At 72.1% G+C, this 17760-nt stretch carries 13 protein-coding genes and 1 pseudogene; 2 read left to right on the forward strand and 12 right to left on the reverse strand.

All coding sequences use genetic code 11. The features are described from left to right. Positions 1-60 precede the first annotated feature (60 nt). The 3 genes from M4486_RS08415 to M4486_RS08425 all read right to left on the reverse strand — a co-directional run bounded on the left by M4486_RS08415 (position 61) and on the right by M4486_RS08425 (position 4021). A complete protein-coding gene (locus M4486_RS08415) occupies positions 61-2316 on the reverse strand; it encodes a polyribonucleotide nucleotidyltransferase (RefSeq protein ID WP_249481101.1) in 2256 nt (751 codons plus the stop codon). 258 nt (positions 2317-2574) lie between these two features. Next, positions 2575-2844: a 30S ribosomal protein S15 gene (gene rpsO / locus M4486_RS08420; RefSeq protein ID WP_152353576.1), complete on the reverse strand. Its 270-nt coding sequence runs from the start codon at positions 2842-2844 to the stop codon at positions 2575-2577. A gap of 166 nt (positions 2845-3010) precedes the next feature. Continuing rightward, positions 3011-4021, reverse strand: coding sequence for a bifunctional riboflavin kinase/FAD synthetase (locus M4486_RS08425; protein ID WP_249480723.1), 1011 nt, complete (start codon positions 4019-4021; stop codon positions 3011-3013). A 343-nt stretch (positions 4022-4364) separates the two neighbouring features. Here M4486_RS08425 and M4486_RS08430 point away from each other — a divergent pair, with 343 nt between their 5' ends. Continuing rightward, positions 4365-5942: a L,D-transpeptidase family protein gene (locus M4486_RS08430; protein ID WP_249480724.1), complete on the forward strand. Its 1578-nt coding sequence runs from the start codon at positions 4365-4367 to the stop codon at positions 5940-5942. 179 nt (positions 5943-6121) lie between these two features. Here the strand turns inward: M4486_RS08430 and truB are convergent, their stop codons facing one another. The 7 genes and pseudogenes from truB to M4486_RS08465 form a co-directional block, all read right to left on the reverse strand. Continuing rightward, positions 6122-7060 carry a tRNA pseudouridine(55) synthase TruB gene (gene truB, locus M4486_RS08435; protein ID WP_249480725.1) on the reverse strand — a complete coding sequence of 313 codons (939 nt, stop codon included), beginning with the start codon at positions 7058-7060 and terminating at the stop codon, positions 6122-6124. Next, entirely contained in the window at positions 7060-7566 is a 507-nt protein-coding gene (gene rbfA / locus M4486_RS08440) for a 30S ribosome-binding factor RbfA (RefSeq protein WP_249480726.1), read from the reverse strand. Before rbfA ends, truB begins: the two co-directional genes overlap by 1 nt. After that, complete coding sequence (locus tag M4486_RS08445) at positions 7559-8824, reverse strand: TRM11 family SAM-dependent methyltransferase (RefSeq protein ID WP_249480727.1); 1266 nt, start codon at positions 8822-8824, stop codon at positions 7559-7561. Before M4486_RS08445 ends, rbfA begins: the two co-directional genes overlap by 8 nt. Before the next feature lie 130 nt (positions 8825-8954). After that, a complete protein-coding gene (gene infB, locus M4486_RS08450; protein WP_249480728.1) occupies positions 8955-11906 on the reverse strand; it encodes a translation initiation factor IF-2 in 2952 nt (983 codons plus the stop codon). 96 nt (positions 11907-12002) lie between these two features. Continuing rightward, positions 12003-12458: a YlxR family protein gene (locus tag M4486_RS19815; protein ID WP_283257968.1), complete on the reverse strand. Its 456-nt coding sequence runs from the start codon at positions 12456-12458 to the stop codon at positions 12003-12005. A 100-nt stretch (positions 12459-12558) separates the two neighbouring features. After that, positions 12559-13488, reverse strand: a pseudogene (gene nusA / locus M4486_RS08460) (transcription termination factor NusA); the annotation flags it as partial. A 1-nt stretch (position 13489) separates the two neighbouring features. Continuing rightward, a complete protein-coding gene (locus M4486_RS08465) occupies positions 13490-14170 on the reverse strand; it encodes a ribosome maturation factor RimP (protein ID WP_249480730.1) in 681 nt (226 codons plus the stop codon). Between the two features lie 224 nt (positions 14171-14394). Here M4486_RS08465 and M4486_RS08470 point away from each other — a divergent pair, with 224 nt between their 5' ends. Then, positions 14395-15447, forward strand: coding sequence for a DUF4439 domain-containing protein (locus M4486_RS08470; protein ID WP_249480731.1), 1053 nt, complete (start codon positions 14395-14397; stop codon positions 15445-15447). Positions 15448-15485: 38 nt separating this feature from the next. Here the strand turns inward: M4486_RS08470 and M4486_RS08475 are convergent, their stop codons facing one another. Both M4486_RS08475 and M4486_RS08480 read right to left on the reverse strand, forming a co-directional pair. Continuing rightward, complete coding sequence (locus tag M4486_RS08475) at positions 15486-17267, reverse strand: proline--tRNA ligase (RefSeq protein ID WP_249480732.1); 1782 nt, start codon at positions 17265-17267, stop codon at positions 15486-15488. A 111-nt stretch (positions 17268-17378) separates the two neighbouring features. Next, on the reverse strand, positions 17379-17657 hold the full coding sequence (locus M4486_RS08480; protein ID WP_249480733.1) for a hypothetical protein: 279 nt from the start codon (positions 17655-17657) through the stop codon (positions 17379-17381). Positions 17658-17760: the final 103 nt, after the last annotated feature.

Genomic DNA, 17760 nt, shown 5'->3' on the forward strand with positions numbered 1-17760 from the left:
GCGGCACCCCGTCGAGGGGTGCCGCCCGCGGCGGTCACGCGTTCACGCGGTCGGTCGGGCTCACTCGGAGTCGGACGCCTTCTCGGAGCCCTCGTCGGACCCCGTTTCCTCGGCGTCGTCCTCGGCGATCGCGAGGCTGATCTTGCCGCGCGCGTCGATCTCGCGGATCTCGACCTCGATCTTCTGGCCGACCTTCGCGACGTCCTCGACGTTGTCCACGCGCTTGCCGTCGTTCAGCTTGCGCAGCTGGGTGACGTGCAGCAGACCGTCCTTGCCGGGGGTCAGCGAGACGAAGGCGCCGAAGTCGACCACGCGCACCACGGTGCCGAGGTAGCGCTCGCCGACCTCGGGGACCATCGGGTTGGCGATCGCGTTGATCGTCGCCCGGGCGGCCTCGGCCGACGGGCCGTCGGTCGCGCCGATGTAGACGGTGCCGTCGTCCTCGATGGTGATGTCGGCGCCGGTGTCGTCCTGGATCTGGTTGATCATCTGGCCCTTGGGGCCGATGACCGCGCCGATCTTGTCGACGGGGATGGTCACCGCGAGCACGCGCGGGGCGTTCGGGCTCATCTCGTCCGGCACGTCGATGGCCTCGTTGAGGACGCCCAGGATGTGCAGGCGTGCCTCGCGGGCCTGGGACAGCGCGGCGGCGAGCACGGAGGCCGGGATGCCGTCGAGCTTGGTGTCGAGCTGGATCGCGGTGACGAACTCGTTGGTGCCGGCGACCTTGAAGTCCATGTCGCCGAAGGCGTCCTCCGCACCGAGGATGTCGGTGAGGGCCGCGTACTTGGTCTCGCCGCCCACGGTGTCGGAGACGAGGCCCATGGCGATGCCCGCGACGGGCGCCTTGAGCGGCACGCCGGCGTTGAGCATCGACAGCGTCGAGGCGCACACGGAGCCCATCGAGGTCGAGCCGTTGGAGCCCAGCGCCTCGGAGACCTGGCGGATCGCGTAGGGGAACTCCTCGCGGCCCGGGAGGACCGGGACCAGGGCGCGCTCGGCGAGCATGCCGTGGCCGATCTCGCGGCGCTTCGGGGAGCCCACGCGGCCGGTCTCGCCGGTCGAGAAGGGCGGGAAGTTGTAGTGGTGGATGTAGCGCTTGCGGTTCACCGGCGAGAGCGAGTCGATCTGCTGCTCCATCTTGAGCATGTTCAGCGTGGTCACGCCCATGATCTGGGTCTCGCCGCGCTGGAACAGGGCGGAGCCGTGCACGCGCGGGAGCACCTCGACCTCGGCCGAGAGCTGGCGGATGTCGCGCAGGCCGCGGCCGTCGATGCGCACGCCCTCGGTGAGGATCTTCTGGCGCACGACCTTCTTGGTGAGCGCGCGGAAGGCGCCGGAGATCTCCTTCTCGCGGCCCTCGAGCGCTGCGCCCTCGGCGCCGAGCTCCGAGACGACCTCGGCGGCGAGCGCGTCGGTCGACTCCTCGCGCTCCTGCTTGCCGGCGATGCTCATGACCTCGCGAAGGCGGTCGGAGGCGGCCTTCTCGACGAGCTCGTAGGCGTCGTCCTGGTAGTCCAGGAAGAGCGGGAACTCGCGCACCGGCTTCGCGGCGGTGTCGGCCAGCTCCTGCTGGGCCTCACACAGCGTGCGGATGAAGACCTTGGAGGCCTCGAGGCCCTCGGCCACGACCTCCTCGGTGGGGGCGATCGCGCCCTGGTCCTTGATCATGGACCAGGCGTTGTCGGTGGCCTCGGCCTCGACCATCATGATCGCGACATCGTCGCCGACGATGCGACCGGCGACGACCATGGAGAACACGGCCTCGTCGAGCTGGCTGAAGGTCGGGAACGCGACCCACTGGCCACCCTCGGCGCTGGGCATGAGGGCCACGCGCACGCCGCCGATCGGGCCGTTGAAGGGCAGGCCCGAGATCTGGGTGGAGGCGGAGGCGCCGTTGATGCCGACCACGTCGTACGCGTCGTCGGGGTTGACGGCCATGACGGTGAGGACGACCTGGACCTCGTTGCGCAGGCCCTTGACGAAGGCCGGGCGCAGCGGGCGGTCGGTGAGGCGGCAGGCGAGGATCGCGTCGGTGCCCGGGCGGCCCTCGCGGCGGAAGAACGAGCCGGGGATGCGGCCCGCGGCGTACATCCGCTCCTCGACGTCGACCGTGAGCGGGAAGAAGTCGAAGTTGTCCTTCGGCTTGTTGGAGACGGCGGTGGCCGAGAGCACCATCGTGTCGTCGTCGAGGTACACCGAGACGGCGCCGGCGGCCTGCTGGGCCAGCCTTCCGGTCTCGAAGCGCACCTCGCGGGTGCCGTAGCTGCCGTTGTCGATGACGGCGGTGGTCGCCGTGATGTCGGGGCCTTCCATGGCCATGGGGATCTCCTTCGATGGGATCGGTGCCCCTCGCCGGACGCGGCCATCGTCAGGGGCCCGCGGGGAGCCTCCTGATCCGGGTGGATCGGGGTTCCCGAAGGTCTCTGCCGAGGACCGTGCCCACGGTCGAGGGGCTGGTGGGTCGTGCGGGCCGGCGCTCCGGGCGCGGCCTCGCGGGTCGTGCCCCGCGCACGTGTCGCGGGGCCGGATGCGAACCGCCGCCCGCCCCGTGGGGACGAGCGGCGGCGGGTGTCACCGGCGGATGCCGAGGCGCTGGATCAGCGCACGGTAACGCTCGATGTCGACGTTCTGCAGGTACTTGAGCAGACGGCGGCGCTGGCCGACCAGGAGCATCAGACCACGACGGGTGTGGTGGTCGTGCTTGTGCTCCTTGAGGTGCTCGGTCAGGTAGGTGATGCGGTGGGTCAGGAGCGCGATCTGGACCTCGGGCGAACCGGTGTCGCCCTCAGCGGTCGCGTATTCCTTGATGATCTCCTGCTTGGTGGCGGAGTCGAAGGCCATGTCGGCTTCTCCCTCGGTCGTTGCGCGGCGCACCGGGGCCTGTTCTCCCGGGCTCTGTGTGTCGGGCTCTGCTGCACTCCGGGCACGTCACCGGCTTCACGAGCCTGGACGCGCCGTGCGGGCGCGCGGAGTCCTCCGCGGCCGATATGACGGCGGTGAGAGTTTATCAGCGGCGGTGGAGGACGTCGGGCTGCACTCCGTCCAGAGTGCGGCGAGTCACGTCCTTGTCGATCTCCATCTGGGCCACGAGCGCGTCGACCGAGGAGAAGCGCAGGGTGGGCCGCTGGCGCTCGACGAACTCGAGGCGCACGGTGTCCCCGTACAGGTCGAGGGTGTCGTCGCCGTGGACGTACGCCTCCACCATCCGCGGGGAGTCGTCGCTGCCCTCGTGGAAGGTCGGGTTGGTGCCGATGGAGATCGTCGTGACCGCGCCGACGAGGGGCTCGATCCCACGGTGCTCGCTCGCCTGCTCGACCACGGTGAGGAAGCCCGCGTAGACGCCGTCCTGCGGCACGAGGCCGTGGGGGCGCGGCCCGAGGTTCGCGGTGGGGAACCCCAGCTCGCGACCGCGCTTGAAGCCGTGGTGGACGGTGTCGGACACCGTGTGGAAGCGGCCCAGCATGGCGGTCGCCTCGGGCATGTCCCCGCCCAGCAGCGCCGCACGGATCGCCGAGGACGAGATCCGCTCCCCGTCGAACGGCAGATCGGGCAGCACGACGACCTCGAAGCCGTGCTTCTCCCCCAGTGCGCGCAGGGTCTCGACGTCGCCGGTGTTCCCGCGGCCGAACCGGGTGTCCGCACCCGTGACGATGCAGCGCATGCCCAGGCCCTCGACGAGGAAGACGCGCACGAAGTCCTCGGCGCTGTACTGGGCGAAGTCCCAGGTGAACTCGAGGTCGAGGACGCCGCTCATGCCGGCCAGGAGCAGCAGGCGATCACGGTCCTCGTGCGCGGTGACGAGGGCGGGGTCGCCCGGGGTGTGCATGACGTGGCGCGGATGCGGCCAGAAGGTCAGCGCGACCGGCTCCAGCGAACGGGCAGCGGCGTTCTCCCGCAGCGCGTCGAGCACATAGCGGTGCCCCAGGTGGACGCCGTCGAAGTTCCCGATGGTCACCGCGCTCGCGCCGAGGTCGGCGGGCACTTCCTCGAGGGAGTGCCAGATCTGCGCACGGGTCACGGTGGGGATCCTTCCGACGGGGCCCGGTCCCGCGCCGGAGCCGGTGTCCGGGGGCGCGGGCGGGAGGACGGGGAACACTGTAGCGCCGCATGGGCCTCCCGGAACGACGGCCCGGCCGGCCGTCGCGGGGAACGCACGCGCTGGAGCGGGCAGGCGCGGGCAGGAACAGGAGGGTCGTCGCGCGCCCCGGCCGACTGTGACGCGTCTGTGACTCCCGTCCCCTCGGCTCGACCGCGGAGTCTGATGTATGGTGAAGGGTACGAATGCGGACCCGTGGACCTTCTGCGGGCGGTCCCGTGACGAGGGGGAACCGGAACCGCAGCGAAGAGATGAGCGAGACCATATGTCGCACCTCACCGACACCACCGATGTGGGCCGGTCCGGCGGCGGACGCCGACGTGTCCTGCTGATCGTGATCGCGATCCTGGCCGTGCTGGCGGTCGTCCTCACGGGCGGCGCGTTCGCGTACGCCAAGAACTTCGAGGGCAAGGCCCTCCCGGGCACGACCGTGCTGGGACAGGACGTGTCCGGCAAGAGCGCCGAGGAGATCTCCGCGCTCGTACAGAAGAAGGCCGAGGACACGGAGGTCACCGTCGACACCGACGGCCAGACCACTACGGCGTCCCTGGCCGATCTCGGCGTCGACGTCGACGCGAAGAAGACCGGGCAGGAGGCAGTCGCCCACGACGGTTCGATCGGCGAGGTCGTCTCCTCGACGCTCTCCGGTTCCCGCGGCATCGATCCGGTGGTGTCCGTCGACGAGAAGGCTGCCGCCGACTTCGCCACGAAGCAGATCCCGAAGGACCGCACCGCCGCCGTGGACGCGAAGGTGTCCTACGACGAGGACGCCGGGACCTGGAACGTCGCCAAGGCGAAGAACGGCCAGGGCGTGGAGACCGACGCGTTCGTCTCCGCCCTCACGAAGGACGCCTCGAAGCTCGAGAGCTTCACCCTCACGCAGAAGGTCACGGAGACCGCCCCGAAGATCTCGACGGACAAGGCCGACAAGGTCAAGGACCAGATCACGAAGATGCTGGACCAGCCGATGTCGATCACGGGCCCCGACGGGGCGACCCACTCGGTCTCCAAGGACCGCCGCTCCGGCTGGCTCTCCGTCACGACCGACGACAAGGGCAAGGACCTGAAGATCGGGGTCGACGAGGACGCCGTGCGCGAGTGGGTCTCCGCACGCGCCGACGAGGACAGCGTCGAGAAGAAGGACGGCATCGAGCAGGTCGACACCGACGGCAAGGTCGTCAAGACCATCGCCGAGAAGACCGACGGCGTGGAGATCACCAACACCGATGCCGTCACCGAGAAGCTCGTCGCCGCGATGACGGGGACGAGCCCGCTCGAGGCGTCCTTCGAGACCAAGAAGGTCGAGGCCGAGATGACCAAGGCCAAGGCCCCCGAGTCGAAGGACGACGAGGACTCGGACTCGAAGGACGACGACAAGTCCAAGGACGACGAGAAGTCGAAGGACGATGACAAGTCCAAGGACGACGATGACGCCGCCGCCGACAAGCCGACCGGCGAGAAGTGGATCGACGTCAACCTCTCGGACAAGACCGTGACCGCCTACCAGGGCGACACCCCCGTGTGGGGCCCGCGCTCGATCGTCGACGGCGACGGGGCCAACGGCCACGGGACCGTCACCGGCTCGTACAAGATCTACCTGCGCTACGACAAGCAGGACATGACCAACGGCGCCTACAAGGACCAGCAGGACCCCGAGTACTACAACACCAAGGACGTCCCCTGGGTGCAGTACTGGTACCGCGGATACGCCTTCCACGGCGCGCCGTGGCGCTCGTCCTTCGGGTACTCCGGCTCGCACGGCTGCATCAACATGCGCGTCTCGGACGCCAAGTGGCTGTACGACTGGGCGTCGATCGGCACCCGGGTCGAGGTGCACCGCTGATCCGGAGACCCTGACCCGGTCCCCTCATCGAGGCACCGGCGGCGCATCGGACCGATGCCCGCCGAGACGACAGAAGGGCCCCGCCGACAGGCGGGGCCCTTCTGCTGTGCTGGTGGACGCACGGCCGGCGCTGGAAGCAGTGTCCGGCCCGGGTGAGTGCGCCCGATGACACTCTCCCGCTAGCTGCGCGCCTCCGGGGGGACGACGAGAACGGGACGCAGACGCTCGCCCTCGGTCTCGACGACGGCGACCAGGCGGCCCTGTGGGTCGAGCGCCGCGAGCACTCCCCCGTCCGGCCCGTCCGAGCGCATCGGCGCGCTCACGCGCTTGCCCTGGCCGAGAGCCGTCGAGCTCTCCTCGTCCAGTCGGACGGTGGGCATCACGCGCGCGGCGGTCTCGCCGAGGCCCCTCAGCGGGAGCTCCACGTCGTCGCCCTCGCCGCGGGCGGGAACGTGCACCGCGTCCTGGACGGCGAAAGGTCCCACGCGAGTGCGCCTCAGTGCGGTGAGGTGCCCGCCCACGCCCAGCGCGGCGCCGAGGTCCCGGGCGAGCGCCCGCACGTAGGTACCGGAGCTGCAGGTCACGGTCACGTCGAGATCGAGGAAGGGATCCGCCTCGCGCAGGGCGAGCACGGTGAGATCGCTGATCGTCACGGGACGCGCGGAGAGCGTCACGTCCTCCCCCGCGCGAGCGCGGGCGTAGGCGCGCTTGCCGTCGACCTTGATGGCGCTGACAGTCGAGGGCACCTGCTGGATCTCCCCTCGCAGGGCGTCCAGGCTCTCCTCGATCCGGTCCGGTGCGAGACCGGCGGCGGGGACGAGCTCGCCGATCTCCTCGCCCTCGCGGTCGTCGGTCGTGGTGGCGCGGCCCAGGCGGATCGTCGCCGTGTATGTCTTGTCGAGCCCCACGAGGTGGGTGAGCAGACGTGTCCCCTGGCCGACGCCCAGGATCAGCAGCCCGGTGGCCATCGGGTCGAGGGTGCCGGCGTGACCGACCTTCTTCGTGCCCAGCAGCCAGCGCACGCGCGCGACCACGTCATGGCTCGTGCGCTCGGGCGCCTTGTCCACGAGCAGCACGCCGTGGGGAAGGGCCGCGAGGTCCTGCGGGCCGCGCGCCATCACGCGCGCGCGTCGCCCGCGGCGTCCTCGTCCGCGGAGTCCTCCGCGGCGCCGTCCTCGAGGTCCGCGGCGTCCTCGTCCTCATCGCGGGGCTTGCGGTACGGATCCTCCTCCCCCGCGAAGGACGCGCCCTCCTGCTGGCGGGCGAGATCGGCGTCGCGGGACCTGGCCTGGACCAGGAGGTCCTCGATCGTGCGGGCGTTCTCGGGGAGCGCGTCCTCGACGAACTCGAGGGTCGGCGTCAGGCGCACGCCGGTCTGGCGGCCGACCTCGCGGCGCAGCATCCCGGTGGCGCTCTGGAGGGCGGCGGCGGTGCCGACGCGCTCCTCGTCGTCCCCGAAGACGGTGTAGAAGATCGTGGCGTGCTGGAGGTCGCCGGTCACTCGCACCTCGGTGATCGTGATGAAGCCCAGGCGGGGGTCCTTCACGCGGGTGTCGAGCATGGTCGCGACGATCTGCTGGATGCGGTCGGCAAGGCGCCGGGCGCGGGGGCTGTTCTCACTCATGGCGGGTCCTTTCGCGGGGCTCGTGCGCCTCGGCACGGGCGGGCGGGTCTGTCGTGGTGGCTTCGGGGTCTGTGGCCGCCGCGGCCGATACGGAGGTGGGCTCGTCGGCGGAGGCGGCGAGGGCGCGCAGGAGGCCCAGCTGGGGATGGTCGTCGGGGACGGCGAGGACCACGTCGCGGTCGATGGCCTGGTCGACGCGATGGCGGAACGCGCCGTCGCCGCTGAGCACGGTGAGCCCGTGGGATCCGAGGATCTCATGCACGCGCTCGTAGGGGGCCGTGCGGCGGTTCAGCGCGAGCGCCATGCCGCCGCCGGTGCGCAGCAGCGCGCGCCATGCGGGGATCGCCTGCTCGAGCAGGTCCAGCGGGGAGCGCTGCCAGCCCTCGGTGCGGGCGCCGTGCTGGACGCCGTAGGGCAGGTCCGCCACGAGGGCGTCGACGGAACGATCCGGGAGCACCTCGCCGAGCCGCGTGGTGTCGCAGGTCAGCAGGTGGAGCTTCTGGACCTCGCCCGCGCGCTGCGCCTGCCGGTCCGCGGCGAGCTCGAGATCCCAGCGCGAGCCCGCGCCGCGGCCGCCGGCCGGGGAGCGGAGCCCCAGGCGGCCCGAGCTCTGGGTGTGCGGGAGGTGCTGCTGCTTCGCCCACGTGGTGAGGAAGGTGCGGTAGGCGCCGATGTCCTTGGCGTCGATGTCGGCACCGGTGGGGCTGAGGCCGAGACGCAGGGCGCGGCTGAGCGTCGTGCCACGGCCGCACGTCGGGTCCAGCACCGCGAGATCTCCGCGCAGCACTCCCCCGCGGCGGCTCGACAGGGCGGCGGCGAGGTTCAGCAGCAGCGCGGTGAACTGCTCGTTCGTCTTCCCCGGGTACCGCAGGGTGGTCTCGAGCTCGCTGCCGTGGCGCATGGCCCCGGGCAGGGGCGTCGGGCGCAGCAAAGGGAGGGCAGAGCCGACCGGCTCCACGGCTGCCGACGCCGCTGCAGCGTCGGGCTGCGACGCCTCGAAGGCCGCGAAGGTCGAGGAGAGCTGCGCGACGAGCGGACGCAGGAAGCCGTCCACGACCGAGCCCGAGGCCTCCTCCTGGGCGGCCGTCCGGATCTCGAGGTAGTCGACGCCCGCGATCTCGCGCTCGTGCACGTCCACCGGCGCGCCGAGATGGGCGCCGAGCACCCAGCGGGCCTCGCGCACGGCGAGAGGGCCGGCCGACGCGGTGAACACGCGGTTCGCCGACGGGGCGCGCAGCACGAGCAGGCTCTCGGTCATGGCCTCGATTCCCTCCCTGTCGGCCTGCGGGGCCCCGGCCGAGCACGCACCGCCGGAGCGGGCCGTGCGCCGCCGGGATGCAGGGACGCGTCGGGCGCCCCGGATCGACCGGGGCGCCCGACGCGCGCTGTCACTTCGAGGTGTTCTCGCGAGGCTTCTCGCGCATCTCGTAGGTGGTGATCAGGTCATCGGTCTGGAGGTCGTTGAAGCGCCCCAGGTTGATGCCGCACTCGAAGCCCTCGCGGACCTCGGTCACGTCGTCCTTGAAGCGACGCAGACCGGCGATCTCGAGTCCCTCGGTGATGACCACTCCGCCGCGGGTGATGCGGGCCTTCGCACCGCGGCGGATCTCGCCGCTGCGCACGATCGAACCGGCGATGTTGCCGAACTTCGAGGAGCGGAAGATCTCGCGGATCTCCGCCGACCCCGTGTCGACCTCCTCGTACTCGGGCTTGAGCATGCCCTGCAGGGCCTGCTCGATCTCCTCGATGGCGCGGTAGATCACGGAGTAGTACTTGATCTCCACGCCCTCGCGGTCCGCGTACTCGGCGTTCTGGCCCTCGGCGCGCACGTTGAAGCCGATGATCACAGCGTCGGAGGCGACGGCGAGGTTGATGTTGTTCATCGTGATCGCGCCGACGCCGCGGTCGATGATCCGCAGCTGCACCTGGTCGTCGATCTCGATGCCCAGCAGGGCCTCCTCGAGCGCCTCGACGGAGCCCGCCGCGTCGCCCTTGAGGATGAGGTTGAGAGTCTCGACCTTGCCCTCGGCCATCGACTTGGTGATGTCCTCGAGGCTGATCCGCTTGCGGGCCTTCGACAGTGCGGCGGCGCGCTTGGCGGCCTCGCGCTTCTCGGCGATCTGACGGGCGGTGCGCTCGTCGGCCGCGACCAGGAAGGAGTCGCCGGCGCCGGGCACGGAGGTCAGACCGAGCACCTGCACCGGGCGGGCCGGACCCGCCTCCTCGACGTTCTGGCCGTGCTCGTCGAGCATCGCTCGCACGCGGCCGTGGCCGGTGCCGCAGACGATCGCGTCGCCCACGTGGAGCGTGCCCTGCTGCACCAGGACCGTGGCCACCGGGCCGCGACCGCGGTCCAGGTTGGCCTCGATCGCGATGCCGCGGGCCTGCTTGTCCGGGTTGGCGCGCAGGTCCAGGGCGGCGTCCGCGGTGAGCAGGACGGCGTCCAGGAGCTTGTCGATGTTCTGACCCTCGCGGGCGGAGACGTCGACGAACATGGTCTCGCCGCCGTACTCCTCGGCGATCAGGTTGTACTCGGTCAGCTGCTGGCGCACCTTGTCCGGGTTCGCGTCCGGCTTGTCGATCTTGTTGACCGCGACCACGATCGGCACGTCCGCCGCCTGGGCGTGGTTGAGCGCCTCGATGGTCTGCGGCATCACACCGTCATCGGCCGCGACCACGAGGATCGCGATGTCGGTGACGTCGGCGCCGCGGGCACGCATGGCCGTGAAGGCCTCGTGGCCCGGGGTGTCGATGAAGGTGATCGCGCGGTCCTCGGGACCGTCCTCGCTCTCGTGCTCCACCTCGACCTGGTAGGCGCCGATGTGCTGGGTGATCCCGCCGGCCTCGCCGGCCTGGACCTTCGCGTTGCGGATCGAGTCCAGCAGGCGGGTCTTGCCGTGGTCGACGTGACCCATGACCGTGACCACGGGCGAGCGGGGCAGACGATCCTCGTCGTCCTCCTCGGCGAGCTCGGCATCGAGATCGATGTCGAACTGCTCGAGCAGCTCGCGCTCCTCGTCCTCCGGGGAGACGATCTCGATCTTGTAGCCGAGCTCCTCCCCCAGCAGGTGGAAGGTGTCCTCGTCGAGGGACTGGGTGGCCGTGGCCATCTCGCCCATCGCGAAGAGGACGGTGATCAGGGACGCGGGGTTCACCTCGATGCGGTCGGCGAAGTCGCTGAGCGAGGCGCCGCGGCGCAGCCGGATGGCCGTGCCGTTCCCGCGCGGGATCGACACGCCGCCCGGTGCGGGCGCCTGCATCTGCTCGAACTCCTGGCGCTTCGCGCGCTTCGACTTGCGCGAGCGCGCGGGCTTGCCGCCGCGTCCGAAGGCGCCCTGGGTGGCGCCGCGACCGCCGCGACCGCGCGGGCCGCCGAAGCCGCTGCGGGGACCGCCGCCGCCTCCGGGACCGCCGCCGGGGCCGCCGCCGCTGCGGGGACCGCCGCCACGGCCGCCGCGACCGCCGCCGCCCGGCTTCTGGGCGTCGGCGAGGCCGCCGTGGGAGTGCTGGCGCATGATGCCCGGGGTGGGCATGCCGGGACGGGGAGCGCCGGAGCGCGCGCCGCCCTCACGGGGCGGGCGCGAGCCCTGGTCCCCGCCGGAGCCGGCGCCGGCGCCGCCGCGGCCCTGCGGGCGCGGCCCGCCGGGACGGGGCATGCCCTGCGCGGTCGCGAAGGGGTTGTTGCCGGGACGCGGGCCGCCGGGGCGGTTGCCGCCGCCGCCGCCATCGCGCTGCGGGCGCGGACGGCCGGGACGCGGCATCCCCTGGGAGGTCGCGAACGGGTTGTTGCCGGGGCGGGCGCCGCCGGGCTTGGGGGCGGCGCCGGGCTTGGGCGCGGCCGAGCCGGACGACTCCTGGCCGTCCGCGTCGTCCGCGTGGGACTGCTCGCTCTGCGCGGCGCTCTCGGCGGCGTCCTCCTGCTTCGCCGCGGCGGTGCGGGGCGTCGGCGCGGTGGGCTTGGAGGGAGCGCTCGAGGGCTTCGCCGCGGGCGCCTCGGCGCTCTCCGGCTCCGCCTGCGAGGGCTTCGGGGCCGGCGTGGGCTTCTCGGCCGACGGGGCCGACGGGGCCGGCGCGGCGGCATCGTCCTTGGCGGCGGCCTTCGGGGAGGCGCCGGGCTTGGCGGGAGCCGGCTTGGCGGCGCCGGGCTTCGCAGCCGGCTTCTTCTTCTCGCTGCCGGCCTCGGAGGCCGGGAACGCCTCGCGCAGCCTGCGCGCGACGGGTGCTTCGATGGTCGAGGAGGCGGAACGGACGAATTCGCCCATGTCCTGCAGCTTCTGCAGAACGACCTTGCTCGGCTGTCCGAGCTCCTTGGCGAGCTCGTGGACGCGGACCTTAGCCACAATTCTCCTGTCTCGGTCCGGCCGACAGAAGGGCGCGGACCATTAGTTCCTGTGGGTGCTCATGACCGAGTACTCATCGGATGTCCATTGGTTCTTCTACCTGTTCCCCTGGAAGGCGAGTGGGTAAGAGGCCTCGAGATCCCGGGCGAGGAGCCCGGTGTCGACCGCGCCGCGGAAGGACCGGGCGAAGCCGCCCCGCTTCAGGGCGAGGTCGAGGCATGATGCGTCGGCGTGGAGCCACGCTCCCCGACCCGGTGCGGATCCCGAGGGATCCGCACGCACTCGGGGGGCGACCCCCTCGGGGGCCTGCTCCATGACGAGGCGCACCAGCTGGTCGCGCGGGGCCACCGTGCGGCAGCCCACGCACGTGCGCTCGGGCCGATGGCTCGTGGAACGGTTCTCCACAGGGCCTCCAGTTCGCGCGCACACAGCCTGACCAGTGTAGCCGACCTGCTCGCGGAGCCCGGCATCCGCGAGGCGTGCGTTACAGCTGCGAGGATTCCCCGCCCGGCGCGGACTCGGCGGCGGTCCCCTCGGCGGCAGGGGGATCATCCGTTGCGGCGGAGTCCGACGGCGCCTCGTCCGAGGGGGCGGCCTGCGCGACGACGGGCTGCTCCGGGGCGGCGTCCGAGCGGATGTCGATCTTCCAGCCGGTGAGCTTCGCGGCGAGCCGGGCGTTCTGCCCCTCCTTGCCGATGGCCAGGGAGAACTGGCCGTCGGGCACGATCGCGCGGACGGCGCGGCCCACCTCGTCGGTGACGGCGACCGAGGTGACGCGCGAGGGCGAGAGCGCATGGGCGACGAAGACGGTGGGGTCCTCGTCGAAGTCGACGATGTCGATCTTCTCGCCGTTCAGCTCGTTCATCACCGAGCGGACGCGCGCGCCCATCGGGCCGATGCACGCACCCTTGGGGTTCACCCCGGGCACGGTCGCGCGCACGGCCATCTTGGTGCGGTGGCCCGCCTCGCGGGCGAGTCCCACGATCTCGACGGTGCCGTCGGCGACCTCCGGGACCTCGAGCGCGAACAGGCGCCGCACGAAGTTCGGGTGCGAGCGCGAGAGCGTGATCTGGGGCCCCTTGGGACCGCGGCGGGTCTCCACGACGTAGGCGCGGATGCGGCGGCCGTGCGAGTAGTCCTCGCCGGGCACGCGCTCGTGCGGGGGCAGCACTGCCTCGACGGTGCCGAGGTCGACCATCACCATGCGCGGGTCGCGGCCCTGCTGGACGATCCCCGAGACGATGTCCTCGGTGCGGTCGGCGTACTCGCCCAGCACCGCATCGTCCTCGAGCTGACGGATGCGCTGGAAGATCACCTGGCGAGCGGTCGAGGCGGCGACACGGCCGAAGTTCTCGGGGGTGTCGTCCCACTCCTCGACGAGCTCGCCCTCGGCGTCGCGCTCGCGGGCGAGCACGGCGACGGCTCCGGTGCGCTCGTCGATCGTGACCTCGGAGTCCTTCACCGGGTGGTCGGTGTGCAGGTAGGCGGCGTGCAGCGCCTGGCGGATCGCGTCCAGGAGCACGTCCACGGGGATCTCCCGCTCGCGCTCCAGGGCCCGCAGGGCTCCCATGTCGATGTCCATGTCAGCGCTCCGAATCGTCAGCGGCGGATGAGGGGCGGGTGGTGCCGCCCTCGGGGGCGGCGTGGTCGGCCTGCCGAGCGGGCACGGCCGCGGCGGCGCGGGCGGCGAGCTCGTCCAGCTGCGCCTGGTCCGGCGGCGGGGTGAACTCGACCTCGACGCGCGCCGAGACGACGTCCGAGAGGGGCACGGTGAGGAACTCCGGGGTTCCCGCCGGGAGCTTCCGGGGGCGTCCGCGATCGTCGACGCCGGGCTCGGGATGCAGCGTGAGCGACCCGTCCTCGGCGACGGCGAGCAGCCGGGCGCGCAGGCTCTTCTCGCCCGTCCCGGTGCCGTCGGCCAGCGTGGTCGTGAGCAGACGGCCGCGGGAGCGGCGGAAGTGGCGGGGCTGCGTGAGCGTGCGCTCGGCGCCGGGGGTGGTGACCTCGAGCAGGCTCGGGCCGGGGCCGAGGATCGACTCGTCCTCGTCCAGCAGCTCGGAGATCTCGCGGGACGCCTCCGCGACCGCGTCGAGGTCCGCGCTTCCGGTGCGGTCCTCGGGGAGATCGACGACGAGCGTGACCTCGGTGGTGCCCTGGCGCTCGTGGACGGCGGCGTCCTCGAGCACGAGGTCGTGGCGGGAGAGGATCTGCGATGCGGCGTCCTGGACACGTCCGATGGTCTGCTCGGAGGTAATGGCTCCCACCTCTTCTCCTGTGTTCTGCTGTGCGTCCTGCGGGGACACCACTCTAGTCCGCGCACGCGGGTCGCGCCCGCGAGGGAGGTCCCGGACCGCGCGCACGTGGCGAGGCGCACGCCCGAGCGGCGGGGTGCTCGCGCGGGATGCCGCGCGGCGGTCGCGGAGCAGCACGACCGCGGCGGAGCGGCGCGATGGCGGAGGAGCCGCCCGGTGATGGCAGAATCGGGCTCATGCGTGCCGAGCTCCCCCGTCCCCGGCCCCGCCGTCGTGCGGTCCTGCTGGGCGGGCTCTCGCTCGGCGCGCTCGCCCTGTCCGGCTGCGACGGCGTGAGGGTCGGCCAGCCCGCCGTGTACACCCCGCCTCCGGAGGGCATCGACGACCTCTACCGCCGCGACCTGCTGGCCCTGCTCGAGACGGGCCTCGGCGCGCGGATCGGGGCCGACGAGCGCTCGCGCGACCTCGTGAGCGGCGTGCAGGAGGCCTTCGGGCAGCAGCGCGAGGCCATGCTCACCGGGGCCGAGGCGGAGGACGAGAGCTCCGCGTCGAGCGACGGGGGCGGCGACGACGGAGACGGCGGCAGCGACGGAGGCGCGGGCGACGGCGGTGGCGGCGATGCCGCGCCGACCGACCTGCAGGGGCTCTCGGACCTGCTCGTGGCGATCCGCGATATCACCACCGACGCGGCCCGGCAGGTCTCCGGCTCCCTCGCGCGCCCCATGCTCGCGACCGGCGTCTTCGCGGCCTGGGCGGCGCAGAGGCTCGCGCGGATCGCGGGCACCGAGGAGCCCACCGCTCCCCCGTCGGCCGAGAAGATCGAGCCCGCGCGCGACGTGCCGGAGTCCGACCCGCCGTCGATCGGAGCGGAGGTCGACTACCACTCCTCGCTCGAGCGGGCGCAGGAGGACGAGTGGTACGCGGGATACGTGCGCGAGGTGCTCGCGGCCGCCGAGAGCGGGAAGAAGCGCTCAGCCCTCATCGCCCAGAGCGATGCCGACCGCGAGCGCGCCGAGCAGCTCGGCGCCTTCGCCCGCGAGGACGGCGCGAAAGAGGTGCTGCGCGCGGCCGTGTACCCGCTGCCGGGCGGCGGCGTCACGCAGGAGCTGCGGAAGGACGAGCCCGAGGCGCTCGCCCTCACCCTCGTCGAGGACCACGTGATCCTCACCGGCGCCGCGCCCTTCGAGCGCCGATCGCTCTCGATCGCGGCCGCCCTGGACCAGGCGGTGCTGCTGGCGTCACTGCGCTCGTCCCTCTCGGCGCTGCCGACCCTCGATCCGGAGGGCTGAACGGCGGCGTCCGCCTCCCCGAGGACCGCTCGCGCGGTTCAGGCGCGGACGGCGCGGACCACGAGATCCACGACCTCCTGCGGGGAGACCTCGGCGACCTCGCCGCTCGCGCGATCGCGGATCTCGACCTTGCCCTCGGCGAGCCCGCGCCCGACGACGACCGTGGTGGGCAGGCCCAGCAGCTCCGAGTCCTTGAACTTCACGCCCGGCGAGACCTTCGGGCGATCGTCGTAGAGCACCTCGAGGCCCTGGGCCTCGAGATCGCGCGCGATCCGGTCGGCCTCGTCGAAGACGCTCTGGTCCTTGCCGGTCGCGAGCACGTGGACGTCGGCCGGGGCGACGGCGCGCGGCCAGGTCAGGCCCTTCTCGTCGTGGTGCAGCTCGGCGATCGCGGCGACCGCGCGCGTGACGCCGATGCCGTAGGAGCCCATGGTCACCACGGCCGACTTGCCGTTCTCGTCGAGCACGCGCAGGTCGAGCGCCTCGGCGTACTTCCGTCCCAGCTGGAAGATGTGCCCCATCTCCATGCCGCGGGTCAGGCGCATCGGGCCCGAGCCGTCGGGCGCCGGGTCGCCATCGCGGACCTCCGCGGCCTCGATCGTGCCGTCGGCCGTGAAGTCGCGGCCGAAGACGAGGTCGTAGACGTGCTTGTCCTTCGCGCCGGCCCCGGCGACCCAGCGGGTGCCCGGGACGACGCGGGGGTCGACGACATAGCGGATCTTGGACGGCGCCCCGAGGCCCAGACCCTCGGGGCCGATGTATCCCTTCTTGAGCACGGGGTGCTTCGCGAAGTCCTCCTCGGTGAAGGCCGTCGCGATCGCGGGGGCCACGGCCACCTCGAGGCGCTTGTCGTCGACCTCGCGATCGCCGGGCAGGGCGATCACGAGCGGCTCCGTCGTGCCGTCGGGGTGGGTGAGCAGGTAGACGAGGTGCTTGAGCATCTCGAAGCGGGTCCACTCCCCCGACTCCGTGACGTACCCCTTGCCGGGGAAGGCCTCGTTGGAGAAGTCCGTGAGCTTCGCGATGGTCGAGGCGCCCGGGGTGTCCTCGACGTGCGCGGCGGGCAGCTGCGCGATCCGGTCCTCGGGCAGCGCCTCGGGGACGACGGTCGTGACGGCCTCGACGTTCGCGGCGTAGCCGCCCTCGGAGACCACGAAGGTGTCCTCGCCGATCGGCGTGGGGTGCAGGAACTCCTCGGAGCGGGAGCCGCCCATGGCGCCGGCGTCGGCCTGGCAGATCACCGTGGGCAGGCCCAGGCGCTCGAAGGTGCGCTGGTAGGCGCCGCGCTGCTTGAAGTAGGAGGCGTCCAGGCCGGCGTCGTCGATGTCGAAGGAGTAGGCGTCCTTCATGATGAACTCGCGCACGCGCAGCAGGCCGGCGCGCGGACGCGCCTCGTCGCGGTACTTGGTCTGGATCTGGTACAGCATGACCGGGAGGTCCTTGTACGAGTTGAACAGGTCCTTCACCGCTAGGGTGAACATCTCCTCGTGGGTGGGCGCGAGCAGGTAGTCGGCCTGCTTGCGGTCCTTCAGGCGGAACAGGGTGGGCCCGTACTCCTCCCAGCGGCCGGTCGCCTCGTAGGGCTCGCGGGGCTGCAGCGCGGAGAACAGCAGCTCGTTGCCGCCGATCGCGTCCTGCTCCTCGCGCACGATCTGCTCGACCTTCCGCATCACCCGCAGGCCCAGCGGCAGCCAGGTGTACACGCCCGGCGCGCTGCGGCGGATGTACCCGGCGCGCACCAGCAGCTTGTGGCTCGCGACCTCGGCGTCCGACGGGTCCTCGCGCAGGGTGCGGACGAACGAGGAGGACATGCGGATCATGGAGGGCCTTTCGAACGGAGGGGTGGGCGCCCCACGGCGGCGGGAGGAGCCCCCACCATGGTAGAGGAGCCGCACCCGTGCCAGGTGCACGTCCGGGGCCCGGCGCTCGTCTCAGTTCTGCTGGAGCAGCGCCATGCCGACGCCGGAGACGAGCACGATGCCCACGAGCACGATCCAGCCGAGCAGCGCGACCAGGTTCAGCGCGATCCCCCAGCCGGCCCGCCCACGGGCCAGCGGCTCACGACCGCGCGAGGAGATGCCCAGCCACAGGCCGATGATCGGGCCGATGAGGATCCAGCCGGCCAGCAGGGAGCAGACGCCGATGACGAGGCTCGCCGTGCCCCGTCCGGTCTCGTCGCCGGTGCGGACGCCCATGGACGTGTGGGCCATCGTTCTCTCCTTCGTCGAGGTTCTGCGGTCGGGCGGCGGCTGGTGCTCGTGCTCGTCGGCTCGCCGCTCCGACCGGGATGTCCCCATCCTCGCGCCGCGCCGC

The organism is Brachybacterium kimchii, from assembly GCF_023373525.1.
In the GTDB taxonomy this organism is placed as follows: Bacteria; Actinomycetota; Actinomycetes; order Actinomycetales; family Dermabacteraceae; genus Brachybacterium; species Brachybacterium kimchii.